This window comes from Polyangium jinanense, from assembly GCF_028435365.1.
In genome coordinates this window covers 20,971-37,047 of the sequence record NZ_JAGTJJ010000088.1, presented here as the reverse complement: position 1 = coordinate 37,047, position 16,077 = coordinate 20,971, and the positions used below count along the sequence as shown (strand labels likewise).

General features: G+C 69.0%; 9 protein-coding genes. 4 read left to right on the top strand and 5 right to left on the bottom strand.

Going from position 1 to position 16,077, the window contains the following annotated elements:
• Window positions 1-118: 118 nt before the first annotated feature.
• The gene (locus KEG57_RS51205) at window positions 119-796 is read right to left on the bottom strand and encodes a hypothetical protein (protein ID WP_272459949.1); all 678 of its coding nucleotides are present in this window, start codon (window positions 794-796) and stop codon (window positions 119-121) included.
• Between the two features lie 644 nt (window positions 797-1,440).
• Here KEG57_RS51205 and KEG57_RS51200 point away from each other — a divergent pair.
• Window positions 1,441-2,052 (top strand): hypothetical protein, encoded by a 612-nt coding sequence (locus tag KEG57_RS51200; protein WP_272459948.1) that lies wholly within the window; start codon window positions 1,441-1,443, stop codon window positions 2,050-2,052.
• Between the two features lie 348 nt (window positions 2,053-2,400).
• Here KEG57_RS51200 and KEG57_RS51195 read toward each other — a convergent pair whose 3' ends face one another.
• A complete protein-coding gene (locus KEG57_RS51195; protein ID WP_272459947.1) occupies window positions 2,401-3,429 on the bottom strand; it encodes an oxygenase MpaB family protein in 1,029 nt (342 codons plus the stop codon).
• A gap of 113 nt (window positions 3,430-3,542) precedes the next feature.
• On the opposite strand from KEG57_RS51195, the gene KEG57_RS56005 reads away from it, so the two are divergent.
• The gene (locus tag KEG57_RS56005; RefSeq protein ID WP_272425370.1) at window positions 3,543-7,451 is read left to right on the top strand and encodes a hybrid sensor histidine kinase/response regulator; all 3,909 of its coding nucleotides are present in this window, start codon (window positions 3,543-3,545) and stop codon (window positions 7,449-7,451) included.
• Window positions 7,452-7,882: 431 nt separating this feature from the next.
• Here the strand turns inward: KEG57_RS56005 and KEG57_RS51185 are convergent, their stop codons facing one another.
• Window positions 7,883-8,686: a hypothetical protein gene (locus KEG57_RS51185; RefSeq protein ID WP_272425371.1), complete on the bottom strand. Its 804-nt coding sequence runs from the start codon at window positions 8,684-8,686 to the stop codon at window positions 7,883-7,885.
• A gap of 66 nt (window positions 8,687-8,752) precedes the next feature.
• Window positions 8,753-9,556: a hypothetical protein gene (locus tag KEG57_RS51180; protein WP_272425372.1), complete on the bottom strand. Its 804-nt coding sequence runs from the start codon at window positions 9,554-9,556 to the stop codon at window positions 8,753-8,755.
• A 575-nt stretch (window positions 9,557-10,131) separates the two neighbouring features.
• Here KEG57_RS51180 and KEG57_RS56000 point away from each other — a divergent pair.
• Window positions 10,132-13,977, top strand: a complete 3,846-nt coding sequence (locus tag KEG57_RS56000) for a hybrid sensor histidine kinase/response regulator (protein WP_272425373.1) — start codon at window positions 10,132-10,134, stop codon at window positions 13,975-13,977.
• Between the two features lie 16 nt (window positions 13,978-13,993).
• On the opposite strand, the gene KEG57_RS51170 is transcribed toward KEG57_RS56000, so the two are convergent.
• On the bottom strand, window positions 13,994-14,581 hold the full coding sequence (locus KEG57_RS51170; RefSeq protein ID WP_272425374.1) for a DUF1801 domain-containing protein: 588 nt from the start codon (window positions 14,579-14,581) through the stop codon (window positions 13,994-13,996).
• A gap of 179 nt (window positions 14,582-14,760) precedes the next feature.
• Between KEG57_RS51170 and KEG57_RS51165 the strand changes: the two genes are divergently transcribed.
• Complete coding sequence (locus KEG57_RS51165) at window positions 14,761-16,053, top strand: PAS domain-containing protein (RefSeq protein WP_272425375.1); 1,293 nt, start codon at window positions 14,761-14,763, stop codon at window positions 16,051-16,053.
• Window positions 16,054-16,077 lie beyond the last annotated feature (24 nt).

Here is a 16,077-nt window from a genome sequence, read left to right as displayed (position 1 = left end):
TGAACTGCGCATCGCGCAGTTCATCGACCCCGAGTCCAGCGCTTGCGCTGGTCCGGGTCCAGGGGCGGACAGCCCCTGGTGGGGCCTGGGGCAACGCCCCAGCGCAGCGCCTCCCCGGTCACTCGGTCGGCGCTGCCTTCTTTGCTGGCTTTGCCGTGGGGCGGTCGGGGATGACTGCGTGGATCTCTGCCTCGCTGAATCCCTCAGCCTTGTAGAGCCGCTTCAGATTCGACAGCTCTGCGTGCACGACCCGGGCGAGCGAGGTGCGCACGCGCCCGAGGACCTTGAGCTGCGCTGCGGGCTTGCGGGCGGCCTCCACGGCGGCGCGTAGGGCCTCGCTCTCCGCCATGATCTCGGCGGCGGCGCTCATGGCGGTTGCGTGGGAGAGCTTTGGGTGAATGCCTGATTGCAGGAGCTGCACGAGGATATCCATGCGCTCGGGCTGCTCGTTGGTGTCGCCCTCGGCGTAGTAGGCGATGCCGTCGGGGAAGATCACGGCGAGGGCCGCGTCGTGGGCGGGGCGGCCGATCTCGTTCCAGACGATATCGTACACCTTGCCGATGGTCTTGTCGGCCTTGTCGTTGCGGGCGTCGATCTGGGCGCGCAGCGGGGTGAGCGTGGTTTCGGCGGCCTTGCGCTGGGCCTCGACGCCCGCGTGCAGGGCGAGTGCGGAGCCGAGGCGACCCTCGGCGAGCTCGTGCCAGCGGCTGCCGCGGGCCTTGGCCTGGGTGAGGGTCGTCTGGGCGTCGGCGATGATGTCGTCGGCCGCCGCGTTCTTGCGAATGATTTCTCCCATGGGAATACCTCTCGAAAGGGTTGCGGGGATGGTTACCGCGGCGTCGGACGGAGCGGAGAAAGGACCGATGCGGGCGGAGGGCGGCCAAATCGTGCTCGCGCGAGCGCGGAGGGGGACCTGCGGCGCCGCAGGATGGGGGGCAGAGAGCGCGTTCGGGGACCTGCGGCGCCGCAGGATGGGGGGCGGAGAGCGCGTTCGGGGACCTGCGGCGCTGCAGGATGGGAGACGGCCTTGCGGAGGGCGACTTGCGGCGCCCGAGGTCGGCGTTCCCGGAGCGGGATCGGCGACCTCGGGCGCCATCGATCGGGTGCGGGTGAGCGCGGAGGGCGGCCTGCGGCGCCGCAGGGGGGAGGACGCGCCCAGGGATCGGCGGTTCACAGCGCTCGAGGTCGGCGGGCGCGCAGGCGGGGGCCGGGTTGCGGCGGTGCAGGAGGCGATTCGCGGGGAGCGACCGCGATCTTTCTTCTCGGCATCCTCGTCGGAGCGCTGTCGACGGGGCGTCCACAACCGAAGCGGGGGCGTGGACGCCCTGTCGACAGCTACGTGCCGGCGGTGGAGTCGGAGCCGGCGGCTCGGGCTGGCACGATCGCTGCCTGGACAGCGCGTGCACGGTTCATCAAAACGTCCGCCGGAGAAGACATGGCATGCTCAGACAACGAGCCCTCGGGCGCGAAGCGCTCGCGACAATGCGGCTTCACGTCCTCGTCCTCGTGGCTTGCGCCGCTTTCGTCGGCTGCGCGCCTCCCCCGCCGCGCTTGGCCGCGACGGACTGCCCGGAGGCAAGGGTGAAGGGGCAGCCCTCGCAGATCACGCTCGTCCCGAGCGCCGAAGGGGTCTCGTTCGAGCCACCGAAGACCTGTCGGGGCCAGTATCCGGACGCCCCACAGTATTACATCCGCGTCCACGGCCACGGGACGCGCCAGATCGATTACAGCCGTCGCGATCTGAATGAATGCGACGCCCCCGACGCCGATCCCGTCGCGTGCCCGAAGGTGCACTTCCATGCGTTCAGCTTGTCGGTGCACGGGGCGATGCAGAAAGCGCTCGGGGAGATGAGCGTCGAAGGCCTGGGGCTCGGGGCCTGCGCCGACCCGAGCGACGCGCCGAGCCCCCAGTGGAACTGGTCGAGCCGCATCCACGACTTCCGCCACGCCGACGAGGCGCTCCGCATCATCGACGCCGAGCTCCGTCGCTGGAACATCGGGGACGACTGGGGACTGTCGATCGGCGGGTTCGATTGCGTGGTGCTCTTGTAGGCGCGCGCATTGGCCTCTTCTTGGGCTGGGGCCGCCGCGCCGGGGCGCTGCCCCGGACCCCGCGGGGGCTATCCGCCCCTCGACCCGGACCAGGGCAAGCCCTGGACTCGTGATGGAAGAACTGCGCTCCGCGCAGTTCTTCCAACGGGCCGGTTGGACCGCGTTGCCCGTTGAAAGGGCAGCGTGGCTGTCTTGGTTGGCAGGGTCGCCCGCCGGTCTTGACCTGGCCTGTTCGATGAACTGCGCATCGCGCAGTTCATCGACCCCGGGTCCAGCGCTTGCGCTGGTCCGGGTCCAGGGGCGGATAGCCCCTGGTGGGGCCTGGGGCAACGCCCCAGCTCAGCGCCATCAGATATCGTCGTCCATGTCTGGAATGGGAATGGGCTTGAGGCTCCACGGGAGGTCTACCCAGCGGTCCAGCCCGTTGACGAGCCGCGCTTCCCAGGGCAGGTGCTCGCCTCGGGCCACGGCGACACGCAGGCATCCCTGATGGTAGCCGGGCAGGTAACGTAGCGCCTCGGGGAGCGCTCGCCGGCCGGCGCGCAGCGCCGCGAAGAGCGTATCGTGCGCTTGTTGCCAGCGGGGTCCCCAGGGCAGACCGAACGCCTCGCGCAGGTGCGGCGGCAGCAGCCCGAGGGTCAGCGCCTCGTCGAGCGGACCACGCGTGACCGAGGTATTGAAGAGAGCATGAGCGACCTTGCGGACGGCTGGGCCAGCCTCGAGCGTATCGCCGTTGAGCATGCGGTCCATGTAGGCACGGAAGTCCGCCCAGGTGGCCGGCACCTCATTGGGGGGTACGCCCATCAGGATCGCCAGCAGGTTCGATTCTTCATGGTAGCGCTCGAGCTCCGCAGCGGAGAGCGGCTCCACGAAAGACTCGTACATCTTCACGACACAATCCACCATCGTGGCATGGACCCAGAAGAGCAGCTGTGTGTCGTTGGCGCGGTAGGGCTGCCCGGCGAGCCGCGGGCTGACCTCGGGTGGGATGGTCCCGCGCACGCGGGCGTGCAGCTTGTGGATCTTGTAACTGGTCGTGAGGGCGGTCTGCAGATCCCCAAAGACCCAGGCGGCGGTCGAGGCGACGGTCCTTCGCGCCCGCCCGATCACGTCGTTCTGGAAGTTGCTGTTCTGCACCACGCCGGCCCCGACGCTTGGATGGGCAATCTCGAGCAGCAACATCGCCATCATGGAGGTGACCCACGAGCCTTCGCGCCAGACGCGCCATGTCATCGAGCCCGGCCCGAACAGGCCTTCGACCTCGCCGCGAGCGTGCGCGCGCACATGCTCGAAGCAGACCTTTAGGCGGGCAGCGTCGGCGGCGAGCTCGCTGCGAGCGGCGGGGGTGAGCGGGGTTCGATTCGGCCGGGGGTGCATGGGGGCGCATGATGCACGGAACGGTTGTGTCTGCGCAACTCGTGGCCCGCTCCGACGGATGCCGCTGTCGACGGGCGCCACAAGAGCCGTCGTGCGCGTAAGATGCGCGCCGCGTGACCCTCCGACCCTCCTCCCGCCATCGCCGCGTACTCTCCGGGATCGCCAGCGCGCTCGTCCTGTCGCTCGCGCGCGCATCCTCCGCCGCCGACATCGTCACGCTCGGCGCGCCCACGATTCGCTCCTTCGGCGCGGACGACGGCCTCCCGCAGAACAGCGTCAACGCCATCGCCTTCGAGCCCGGTGGGCGGATGTGGATCGGCACCCAGGCCGGCCCCGCCTCTTATGACGGTCGGCGCTTCACGCCGCTGCCCTTGCCGCAGGCGGCGGCCTCGAACTGGGTGACGGCCATCGCGGTGACGCACGACGGCGCCGTCTGGTTCGGGCTCGAGATGGGCGACGTTTTCCGCTATGCGCGCGAACGGTTCACGCGCGTCGTGGCGGCCGAGGGCCCCGGGGGCGGCCTCGTGCGCACGATCGTGGAGACGCAGGAGGGGAGCGGCCACGTGCTCTGGGTGGGCACGCAGGGCGGCCTCTATCGCGTCGACGAGGGCGAGCGTTTGCGCCGGGTCGAGCTCGGGCCGGGCTTCGAGCGCGTCGGAGTCGACGCCGTACGCGAAGGCCGGTTGCCGAGCGGCGAGCCGACGCTCTGGGTCGGCACGACCGGCGGGCTCTTGCATTGCGAGGCCGGGCGCTGCGCCCCGTTCGCGACCAAGGCGGACGGCTTGCCCCATCCCACCGTCACCGCGCTGCTCACCACCGTCGGCGACGGGGGCCGGCCCGAGCTCTGGGTCGGCACGATGGAGGGCCTGGCCCATTACGCAGACGGGCGCTGGGAGCAGCTCACGACGAAGAATTCACCATTGCCGGCCGGGTTCGTGCGGACGCTCGGCGAGACGGTGAGCGGCACCGGAAAACGGACGCTCTGGATCGGTACGTTCGGCGGCGGCCTCGCACGCCTGCACGACGGCACGTGGGCGGTGTCGAACAAGGCGCGCGGGGCCCTGCCGGACGATTACGTCATGGCACTTGCGCCGAGCGGCGGCGCGCACGGGGCGCAGGTGCTGTGGATCGGCACGAACAACGGCGGGCTCTCCCGGTTGCGGCACGAGGGGTGGACGGCGTTCACGCCGCGCAACTCGCCCCTCGCCGGCGCCGTGTACGCGATGACGGAGGTGCACGCCCAGGGCGGCGCGCCCGAGCTGTGGTTCGGCATGGATGGCAGCGTGATCCGGTACGCTGCGGGAGGCTTTTCGACGCTGACGGAGCCCGAGACACCGGGGGGGCTCGGCAGCAGCATCACCACGCTCCTCGCCTCGCGTCGCGAGCTCGGCGTGGTCTGGATTGGCAGCGCCAGCGGGCAGCTCCACCGCTTTCAGGACGGGCACCTGACGACCTACGACCCGCGGAGCTCCCCGATGCCACGCGGCAACGTCACCGACGCGCGCGAGTCGCTGGACGGGCACGGGTTATGGGTCACGACGCTGGGCGGCGGCGCCGCGCGCCTCGACGACAAGGGCGCGTGGCAAGTCCTCAGGCGGGACAATTCGCAGATCCTCGATGACGGGGTGACGGCCGTCCTGGAGACGGGCCGCCCGGGCGGCAAGATCACCACGTGGTTCGGCACGCGCCGCGGGTTGTCCCGGCTCGAGGACGGCCAGTGGACGAGCTACACGTCGGCCCATGCGCCGCTCGGAGGGGATTTCGTCGCCACGCTGGCCGAGCTGCCCGATGCTCGTGGCGCGCGCGTGCTCTGGATCGGCACCCTGGGCGGCGGCGTCGCGCGCTACGACCTCGACGCCGAGGCGTGGCGCGCGCCTCTCGGCACCAAGTCCCGCCCGGCCTTGCCGGACGACGCCGTCTATCAGGTGCGCGCGGACGCCCGCGGCCGGGTCTACCTCTTCACCAACCGCGGCGTCGCGCGCCTCGCCCCCCGCGCGCCCACCGAGGACGATCCCGCGGAATTTTCCCTCTACACCTTCACCATCGACGACGGGCTCCCGAGCAACGAGTGCAATATGAACGGCTCGTTCGTCGACAGCCGGGGCCGCATCTGGGCGGGCACGGCCGGCGGCGCGGCGGTCTTCGATCCGGCCGAGGAGATCGAGGACGTCACGCCCAAGCCGCTCGCCTTGTTCTCGGCGCGGGCGGCGGGGGGCGCGCTCGCGCTCGATCCCGGCGCGGCGCTCGCGTGGGACCAGAACACCGTCTCCTTCGATTACGCGCTCCTGTCGTTCTTCCGCGAGCGCGACACGCGCCTGCGCACCCAGATGATCGGCTTCGACCCGGCGCCGAGCGACTGGACCACGGACACTCGATCGCGCTACACGAACCTCTCCGCAGGCGCGTACACCTTCCAGGTCTGGGGGCGCGACTATGCCGGGAACGTGGCGGGGCCGGTCTCGATTGCCTTCCAGGTAAAACCCGCGCCGTGGCGGACGTGGTGGGCCTACCTCGGGTATGCGCTCGCGCTCTCGGGGCTCGTCTGGGGAGGGGTGCGCGTGCGGCTCCGGGCGCTTGCCAGGCGTAACCTGGAGCTAGCGCAGCAGGTCGAGGAGCGCACGGCGGAGTTGAAAACGGCCAAGGAGGCGGCCGACCGGGCGAACCACGCGAAATCGAGCTTCCTCGCCAGCATGAGCCACGAGCTGCGCACGCCGCTCAATGGCATTCTCGGCTACACGCAGCTCGTCGCCCGATCGTCGGAGATTTCACGGGAGAACCACGAAAGGCTCGGCGTCGTGCAGAGGTCGGGCGAGCACCTGCTCGCGTTGATCGATGACCTGCTCGATCTGGCCCGGATCGAAGCGGGCAGGATGGAGCTTGCCCCGAGCGACGTCCATTTGCCCCTGCTCGTGCAGGGCGTGGTGGACCTCTGCCGGGTGCGCGCGCAGGACAAGGGGATCGCATTTCATGACCTGCCCGCCGAGGGCGCGCCGACCTGGGTGCGGGCCGACGAGAAGCGGCTCACCCAGGTGCTCCTGAATCTGCTCGGCAATGCGATCAAGTTCACCCGAACGGGGAGCGTCACCCTCCGCGTCGAGGCTCGGGGCGAGGAATTTTTCTTTCACGTCGAAGACACCGGGCCGGGCATTGCGCCTGCGGACGTCGCGCGCATCTTCCAGCCCTTCGAGCAATCGGGGGATCGGCGCGCGCGCGCCGAGGGCGCGGGGCTCGGGCTGTCGATCACCCGCGCCATCGTGGAGCAGATGGGCGGTCGGATCGAGGTGCGGAGCGTGCTGGGCGAGGGCAGCACGTTCACGGTCGCGCTCCGCCTGCCCGACGTTCCGGAGCGGACGACGGCCGTCGATGAGCGCCCCTCCGAGCCGATCACGGGCTACGAGGGCCCGCGGCGGGTGCTGCTCGTGGTCGACGACAACGAGAACAACCGAACGCTCTTGCGCGACACGCTCGGCCCGCTCGGATTTTTGGTGGAGGAGGCCGAGGACGGCGCGCGCGCCATCGCGCTGGTCGAGGAAAGGAAGCCTGATCTGGTGATGCTGGACCTCGTCCTGCCGGACATGCACGGCGACGAGGTCGCGCGCCGCCTGCGTCAGCTCCCCGCGCTCGAGGCAATGCCCATCGTCGCCTGCTCCGCGAGCGGCGACGAGGCGCAGCGGCGAAGCGCGGAGGAGGCCGGCTGCGACGAGTTCCTCCCCAAGCCGGTGCGCTTCGCGGCGCTCTTCGCGCTGCTCGCGCGGCGCCTGGGCCTCACCTGGATCCGCACGCAGCGCGTGATGGGGGAGGCTCCTCGGGAAGAGGTGCCCGCGCCCCGGATCGAGCCACCCGCGGACGTGGTGGCGGGCTTGTCCGACCTCGCCGAACGAGGACGAATCCCGGAGCTGTTGCAGGCGCTGGAGGGGCTCGCAGCAGAGGACGCGCGGCTCTCTGCGTGGGTGAGCGAGGTGCGCGCGCTGGCCGAGACGTATCGCCTTCGCGAGCTCTGCGAGAAGCTCGCATCGGGGTGAGCGTAGCCCCCCGTTTTACGGGTGGTGGGCTCACGGGATCGAATGCGCGGTGCTCTTGTAGGCGCGCGGTAGGGCGTCCCGCGGGGGCGTGGCGCCCGGGGCTCTATGCTTCGTTCGTGGGCTCCGCGGCAGACGCGGCTGCGCTTTCCTGGTTCTTGCGCCGGGTGGCGGCGCTCCTGTCCGCGTAGAGCGCGTGATACCGGATCGTCGATTCGAACGTCGCGAGCAGGCCGGGCTTGTGCTCGCGGCGTCCGAAGACTTGCTTGCGGGGTCCGTGGACGTGCTCGCGAGGTGCGTGGACGCGCGCGCGGAGTCCGAAGTTGCCGTTCGCGCTACCGCCACCGCTGCCGCTTTGCGACGAGGTAGGTCAATCGGTGGGAGCTTGCGCCTTCATTTGGGGAGACGAGTCACCGCAAAAAGGGGTTGGCCCGTTATGTCGGCTCCTCGGGGATCTCGGGCGAGCCGGGCCAGGTGATGCCGACCTTTTGAAGCCTGCGTTGAGCGCCACGTACGCGCTTCGGGTCGGGCGTGGGGAGAAGGAGCGTCTCGAGCTCGGCGGGCGTGAATTCCGTGGGGCCAGCGAGCCTCCGGTCGACCACCGCGTCGATGACCGCGTGGGCGGGGGCGTCTTGCGGGCGGTCGTGGTACGTCACGATCCACCCGGGGCGTGGACGATACGACTCACACGACAGCGGCAAGAGCCGCCCGTTGTAGAGCAAGCCCCACGCGGCCAGCCGGACGGCGCCGTGGGCCCGATACGGATCGTCGACGGCGAGGAGCGTGCCGCCGACGCGATCGCCATGAAGCCAGAAGCCCACGCCCGCCCGCCTCTCCCCATGCTCTTCCCCCACGTCGAGCATGCCGACGGCCACCACGAACGCGGGCTCGAGCTCGGCGGGGAGCCCCGGCACGGCCCCGCGCACGTCGTCCGGGCCGCCGGTCACCGCATCGAGCGAGAGGCCGAGCTGCTCGATCGACCCGGCCCCGATCTCGCACGCGAGGCCGACGACGCCCGCCTCGGTCCACGCGACAACCTCGTAGTTTCCTTCTCCGTCGTCGTTGTAGATGGCGCCCCGCTTCGGGTCGCCCATCCACTCGGCGCCGTCGGAGGCTGGATACCAAAAGCGCGCGATCCGCTTGAGGTAGGTCTCGACGTACGCGCGCAGCGCGGCGCGGACGATGGCGTCTCGGTCGAAGACGAGGCGCCCGAAGTGAGGGGTGGCCCGTTCGATCATGGTGTTTCGCCTAGACTTCGTCGGTCTCGGCGTCAACGGGCTCGCCGCCTGCGTCCGCCTACCGCGTCACGGCGTGTACGGCAGAACCTTGTTGATCTGCGCCACCTCTTTTTCCGGCGGGACCTTGTTGAAGAGAAATCGATTGAGCCTCCGCGAGATGACGGCTGCGTTCTTGTACGCGTTCGTGCCCCACGGGCAACTGCGCAGATCCTTCATGGGCACCACGTGGTGCACCTCCGCGCGATCGGGGTCGTATCGAGGCGTCTTGTCATCATCCGGATCCAGGAGGACGAGCTTCTCCGTGCACGTCGTTGGCTTGCAGTTCTCATCCTCGCAAGGCCACGTGAAGCCCGCGAGATCGGAGTGAATCTCGCCCTTGTGCGCCTTGCGGTTGACCTGGAGGACCCACTCCCTCTGGTTGAGGGGCTCGCCCTTTTCGTTGACTTGGCCGCTGGAGCAGTAGAAGCCTTTGTCCGTTTTGATGGTCGTGACCTCGACCAAGTTCCGGTACGGACCGCTCACCTCCGTCGGGACGCTCTTGATCTCGATGAGCGACGTCTGGAGCGGCGCGGCCTGGTAGTTGATCAGGATCTTGTTCGCGACATCCGAGCCGACTTGCAGCGTGTAGTCACCGTTGCCGACGGGCTGGCACTTGTAGCCTGTGTCGTACGGCGCATTTCCCGACACCTCGCCGATCTTCGCGGCATCGGCGCACGCTGCCTCCCACGTCTTGTAAAAACAGTCGAACGAACCGGCCTCGGACATGTAGCAAGCGCTGCCGAACGCGGCGATGTACTTGCTGCGCAGCGCGACGTCCTCCTTCGGGTTTCCCACGAGCGGGATGCGGTAAAGCATGCACGGCTTGGGCATCGGCTCCGCGCATTCGGTCGACGTGTCGGTCGGGGTGTCGGCTGGAGTCGGGCACGAATCGACAGGTCCCGGATCGAGAGGCGACCCGCACGCCCCCGTCATCCCTGCTCCACCAAAGCCCAACACCAGCACGCCCAGCATTGCCGAGCGGTGTCTCGTCATTGCTTGCATGGAGTATCGAATCGCACGTCGACCGACTGGACGACAATGGAAAACGAGCCAGGGGGCTCACGATGCGCCTGGGAACCGAGCGAGCTTTTGATCAGCCGGGGCGCCTCCCCCCACCGCCGGATATCGATGCACGGGTACGGAAGACCGCACGGCTCTGGGAGCTCGCCTTCGTGGACGAGGCGCGCTCCCCTTACGCACCATTCTCCTCCGAAGCCGGTAACGGACCGCGCATGCGCTGGATGATCGTCGCGGCCCGCCGGTCGTCGTCCACGATGTCGCCGAGCGCTGCGAGCGCTTCGGCGGCGTCTTCTGCAGGAAAGATCCCGCCATGGGACCAGAGTCCTATGGATCCCGGGCAAGTGGACCGAGGACATTCGACCTCGCAGGGACTACCATCCACCCGCGTGACCCGCCGCCTCGTTGCCGTCCTCGCCCTCGCGCTCGCCGCGACACTAGCTCGTGCGTCCTCCGCGGCGGACGCGGCCGCGCTCGGCACGCCTACGATCCGCGTCTTCGGCGTCGACCAGGGCCTCCCCCATAGCGTCGTCAACGCCATCACCTTCGACCGCGGCGGCCGCATGTGGATCGGCACGCAGAGCGGCGCGGCCTACCACGATGGCCAGCGCATCACGCCCCTGGCCATTCCGACGGGCGGCTCGCCGAGCTGGGTCCAGGCAATCGCCGCGGCGCAGGACGGCTCCGTCTGGTTCGGCATGGTCGACGGCGCTGTCTTCCGGTTTGCCGACGGGGCGTTTCAGCGGTTCGGGGCCGCCGAGGGCCTCCCGAGTGGGTATCCGATCCGTTCCATGCTCGGATCACGCCGTGGGCCCGCGGTCTGGGTGGGCAGCACCCATGGGCTGTATCGGTTCGACGGCGGGCGTTTCCACCGCGTCGAGCTCGGGCCGGGCCTCGAGTACCCGGACATCTACTCGCTCCTCGAAGGTACATTGCCGTCTGGCGAGCCGACGCTCTGGGTCGGCGTCGATGAAATCTTTCATTGCGAGGAGGGACGCTGCGCGCCCTTCGAGGCGGATGGCGCAGTCGAAGACGTGCAAGGCGTCTTTTCGCTTTTGCAGACCGCCGATGGGAAAGGCGAGCACGAGCTCTGGGCGGCCGCGCGTTCCGGCGTCCTCCGATATACGGACGGCCGGTGGGAGCGTGTCGGGCCGGAATCCCCGCACGCGCCTCGTGTGCCGATCCGCGCGCTCGCCGAGACGGTGGATGGTTCGGGAGAACGTACGATCTGGGCCGGCACCTATGGCGGCGGTCTCGCCCGCTTCTCCAAGGGGCAATGGGCGACGCTCACCACGACAAACTCCAATCTGCCCGACAACGTCGTCCTCGCGGTCGCGGCGACCGGCCGCACGCTCTGGATGGGCGCAGGCGGGCTCGGGCAACTCCGGCACGACGGGTGGGTGGCCTTCACGCCGCGCAATTCACCGCTCTCCGGCACGAGCATGGGGCTCGGCGAGGTGCGGGACGCGGAGGGCAGGAGCGAGACCTGGATGGGCGCGGACAACAAGCTGTTCCGGCTCTCGGAGCAGGGGATGTCTCCGGTCCTTCCGCCCGAGATGTCGGACAAGTCGATGATCACGGCCCTCCTACCCTCTCGACGGGAGCCCGGGGTGGTCTGGTTCGGGGACGACGGCGGCAAACTCCACCGCTGGGAGGCCGGTCGGCTGACGACGTACGGCGCGAGCCACGTGCCGATCCTGCAAAGCAACGTGTTCGACCTGAAGGAGTCGATCGACGGGCGCGGCCTCTGGGTGGCGTCGGTCGGCGCTGGGCGCCTCGACGAAGACGGGACGTGGCAGGTATTTCAGCAGGGGAGCTCCCCGCTCCTCGACGACCAGGTACACGCCATTCTGGAGACCCCACGTCCGGGAGGCGGGACGAGCACGTGGTTTGCCACGCTCAAGGGCCTCTCGCGCCTCGACGACGGAGCGTGGAGGAGTTACACCACGGCGAACACGCCGCTCGGCTCCAATTTTGTGACGACCCTCGCCGAGCTACGCGATACGCGCGGGGCGCGCGTGCTCTGGATAGGCACCCTGGGCGCCGGCGTCGCGCGGTATGACCTCGACGCCGAGGTGTGGCTCGAGCGGCTCGACACGAAGAGCCGGCCGGCGCTGCCGAGCGACGATATCGTGCAGGTGCGCGCCGACAGCCGGGGGCGCACGTATCTCTTCACGGTGCGCGGCGTCGCGCGCCTCACGCCCCGCGCGCCCACGCCCGACGATCCGGCGGAGTTTTCCCTGTACACCTTCACGACCGACGATGGGCTGCCAAGCAACGAGTGCCAGCAGAACGGCTCGTTCGTCGATAGCCGCGGCCGTATCTGGGTCAGCACGGTGGGAGGCGCGGCCGTCTTCGATCCGGCGGGCGAAATCGAGGACGTCACGCCGAAGCCCCTCGTCCTCTCCGCGGTCCGCGCGGCGGGCGGGGCGCTCGCGCCGGAGGCGGTGCTCCCCTGGGATCAGAACACGGTCGCCTTCGACGTCTCGCTCCTCTCCTTTTTTCGCGCGCCCGACACGCGATATCGCATGCAACTCCTGGGCTTCGACCCTTCGCCGAGCGATTGGACCGTGGACACGAAGGCGCGTTACACGAACCTCTCCGTGGGGGCGTACACCTTCCAGGCGTGGGGCCGCGATTATGCCGGCAACGTGGCGGGGCCCGTATCGATCGCGTTCCAGGTCAAGCCCGCGCCGTGGCGGACGTGGTGGGCCTACCTCGGGTATGTGCTGACGGCTTCGGCGCTCGTGTACGGAGGCGTTCGGGTGAGGCTCCGGGCGCTCGCGAGGCGCAACGAGGAGCTCGAAACGCAGGTGGAGGAGCGGACGGCCGAGCTGAAAGCGGCGATGGAGGCGGCCGACGCTGCGAACCGCGCGAAATCGAGCTTCCTCGCGGGCATGAGCCACGAGCTGCGCACGCCGCTCAATGGCATCCTCGGGTATACGCAGATCCTCGCCCGGTCCCCGCGGCTCTCGCGGGAGGACCACGCGGGGCTCGACGTCGTGCAGCGGTCGGGCGAGCACCTGCTCGCGCTCATCGACGATGTCCTCGACATCGCACGGATCGAGGCGGGCAAGATGGAGCTCGCCCCGGCGGAGGTCCACCTCCCGGCGCTCTTGCAAAGCGTCGCCGATCTCTGCCGGGTCCGCGCGGAGCAGAAGGGGCTCGGTTTTCATTACATGCCCGCCGAGGCTCTGCCCGTCTGGGCCCGGGTCGACGAGAAACGATTGACGCAGGTCCTGCTCAACCTGCTCGGCAATGCCATCAAATTCACCCGCGCGGGGAGCGTCACCCTGAAGGTCGATACGAGCGGCGGTGATTTCGTTTTTCGCGTGGAGGACACGGGGCCGGGGATCGCGAAAGCGGATCTCGCGCGGATCTTCGATCCCTTCGAGCAGGCCGGCGATCGGGGAGCGCGCGCCGAGGGCGTCGGGCTCGGGCTCTCGATCAGCCGCAAGATCGTGGAGCAAATGGGAGGCCGGCTCGACGTCGAAAGCTCGCTCGGCGAGGGCAGCACGTTCACGGTGGCGCTGCCGCTCTCCGTCGTCGCGGAAAAAGAGTCGGCCGGCGAGGCGCACCCCGCCGAGGTGATCACGGGCTACGAGGGAGCGCGGCGGGTCGTGGTCGTCGTCGACGACAACGAGGGCAATCGGGTATTCCTGCGGGACGCGCTTGGTCCGCTCGGGTTCGAGGTCCTCCTGGCCGAGGACGGCACGTTGGCCCTCGCCCAGATCGAGGCGCGGCGGCCCGATCTCGTGATCCTCGACCTCGCATTGCCGGACCTCCCCGGCGACGAGGTCGCGCGGCGCCTTCGCCGTCTCCCTGCGCTCGCCGGTTTGCCCCTCGTGGCTTCGTCCGCGAGCGTGGACGAGGCGCAACAAAAGCGCGCCAAGGACGCGGGCTGCGACGAATTCCTCCCCAAACCCGTGCGCCTCCCGGCGCTCTTCGACGTGCTCGCGCGGCGCCTCGAAATCACGTGGATCCGCGCTCCGCGCGTCGTGGACGAGGCCGAGAAGGACCCTACGCCCGCGCCACGCATCGAGCCGCCTCGGGAGGTGATGGCGCGCCTCCTCGACCTGGCCGAGCGGGGGCGAATTCCGGAGCTCTTGCAGGCGCTTGCTGCCATCGAAGAGGAGGACGCGCGGTTCTCCGCGTGGGCGGCCGAGGTGCGGGCGATGGCCGAGGCATTCCAGCTCCGCGAGCTCTACGCCGTGCTCGCGCGAGCTGCCGGGTAGGACCTCGGTTCCATGTTCAACCTGCCGAGCCCCTCGCGCCCGCCTTCTTCGCGGGAGCCTTTTTCGCGGCAGGCGCCTTCTTCGCGGCCTTCTTGGCCGCCGGTTTTTCCGTCGCCGCCTCCGCCTTCGCAGGCCGGCCCTTGCCCTTGCCCATGGCGCCGAGCGTCGCTTGATACTGCGCGACGTACTTCTTCGCGGGCATTCGTTTGATCACCGCGCCGAGCACGTCGAGCGCCAGGTCCTCGACTTTCTTGAATCGCACGCAGGACTTGCCCATGTCGAGCTTCTTTCCCGCCTTCGCCCAGGCGTCCTCGAACCACTTCCGCGCGTCCGTATCGCCGTAGACGCCCATGAGGTAGACGGACATGTAGTTCTTCTGGGATGCGAGGCTCGCGAAGGGCAACGGCTGCCGCGGGTCACAATGGTATCCCGGCGGAAACACACGGTGGGGCACGTAGTACCCAATCATGCCGTATTGCATGCCCTCTTCGTACTCCCCATCGAGGTTCTTCAGGATGACCTCGCGCACGGCCTCCAGTGCCGCACGACGATCGCTGGGAAGGCTCTCGAGATACGCTTCGACGGTGCCCGCTTTGCTCTGCATGCGCGGCAGTGTACCGAAGGAACGTTCGTCTTGGGAAGCCGAGCGCGCGATGCTGGAATTGCATCTCGAATCGTCATGTTTTTGGCGATCCGTGAGGGAAGGCACCGGGCCCCCCACCGGCTCCCGCCTTGGTGCCGACGGGTGATTCCAACGACGTCCGATCGTGGTACGGTCGTCCCATGGATCCCGAAACGACGGACAGCCACGCCGACGAGATGAGCGCGCTGCACGAGCGGATCGCGTCTCTCGAGGCGAGGGTCGCCGAGCTCGAGCTGGAGCGGCACGAGTTTCGCATGAGCGCGGAGCAATCCCAGGCGCTGGTCGCGGCCGTGGCGAAGATTTTGTGGTCGACGAACGCCGACGGAACGTCGGGCCTCGCGTCGGTGGAATGGTGCGCGTTCACGGGGCAAACCGTCGAGGAGCTCCAGGGCGTCGGCTGGGTCGACGCCCTGCATCCAGAGGATCGCGCCCGCGCGGCGACGGCCTGGCTGAACGCCGTCGGCACTTGCGGCATATTCAACGTCGAGTTTCGCCTTCGGGGCCGAGACGGTTTCTATCACCAATTCTGGTCGATAGGCGTTCCGCACCTGCTCGAGGACGGTAGCATCGGGAAGTGGGTCGGTTGCTGCGTCGACGTCAACGAGCAGCGAGAGATGGAGCGCGCATTGCGCAGGAGCGAAGAGCGCTCCCGCTCGATCACGATGCGCCTGCCCCTTGCGGTCTTCGAGACCGACGCCGAGGGGCACATCACGTTCGTCAACGACACCTGGTCGACCGTCACCGGCGTGCCGGCGCGTGAGGCCTTGGGCGAAGGATGGATCCGTGCCGTCCACCCGGACGACGTGAGCCACGTCGTCGAGAGCTGGGTCGAGATCGTGAAAACGGGGGAGCAAAAGCACGCCATCGACTTCAGGTTCCGCTTGCCCGATGGATCCCTGCGCTGGGTCAGCGGGAAGGCCGTGCCGACGAGGAGCGCGGATGGCGCGATCGAGGGTTTCATCGGAACGCTGATCGATATCAGCGACCGCCAGCAAGCCGAGGAGCTCTTGCGCGAGACGATGTCGCAAAAAGAGATCATCGAGGCGCAGCGCCAGCGGGTCGCGGATCTGTCGACGCCCCTCATCCCCATCACCGATCAGATTCTCACGATGCCGCTCGTCGGGGCGCTCGATCCCGAGCGAGCCGAGCAGGTCCTCACGACGCTGCTCGAAGGCGTGAGCCGCACGGGCGCGGCCGTGGCCATCCTCGATATCACGGGCGTGGCCGTGGTGGATACCCAGGTCGCGAGCGCCTTGCTCCGCGCCGCGCAAGCCGCGCGGCTCCTCGGCGCAGAGGTCATTCTCAGCGGAATTCGCGCGGAGGTCGCGCAAACCCTCGTGGGCCTGGGCGCAGAGTTCGGAGGCCTCGTGACGACGGGGAGCCTCAAGACCGGCATCGATCGCGCGATGAAGTCCGTATCGCGCCGCGGGTAATCGCAGGCGGCCCGAGGCGGCTCG

What these genes read in the sequence shown, in the direction of transcription:
- KEG57_RS51170 (WP_272425374.1), bottom strand. Translation starts at nt 14,581, where the DNA reads ATGCAGAGCAAAGCGGGCACCGTCGAAGCGTATCTCGAGAGCCTTCCC.
- KEG57_RS51200 (WP_272459948.1), top strand. Translation starts at nt 1,441, where the DNA reads ATGCTCAGACAACGAGCCCTCGGGCGCGAAGCGCTCGCGACAATGCGG.
- KEG57_RS51180 (WP_272425372.1), bottom strand. Translation starts at nt 9,556, where the DNA reads ATGCCCAAGCCGTGCATGCTTTACCGCATCCCGCTCGTGGGAAACCCG.
- KEG57_RS51165 (WP_272425375.1), top strand. Translation starts at nt 14,761, where the DNA reads ATGGATCCCGAAACGACGGACAGCCACGCCGACGAGATGAGCGCGCTG.
- KEG57_RS51205 (WP_272459949.1), bottom strand. Translation starts at nt 796, where the DNA reads ATGGGAGAAATCATTCGCAAGAACGCGGCGGCCGACGACATCATCGCC.
- KEG57_RS51185 (WP_272425371.1), bottom strand. Translation starts at nt 8,686, where the DNA reads ATGATCGAACGGGCCACCCCTCACTTCGGGCGCCTCGTCTTCGACCGA.
- KEG57_RS51195 (WP_272459947.1), bottom strand. Translation starts at nt 3,429, where the DNA reads ATGCACCCCCGGCCGAATCGAACCCCGCTCACCCCCGCCGCTCGCAGC.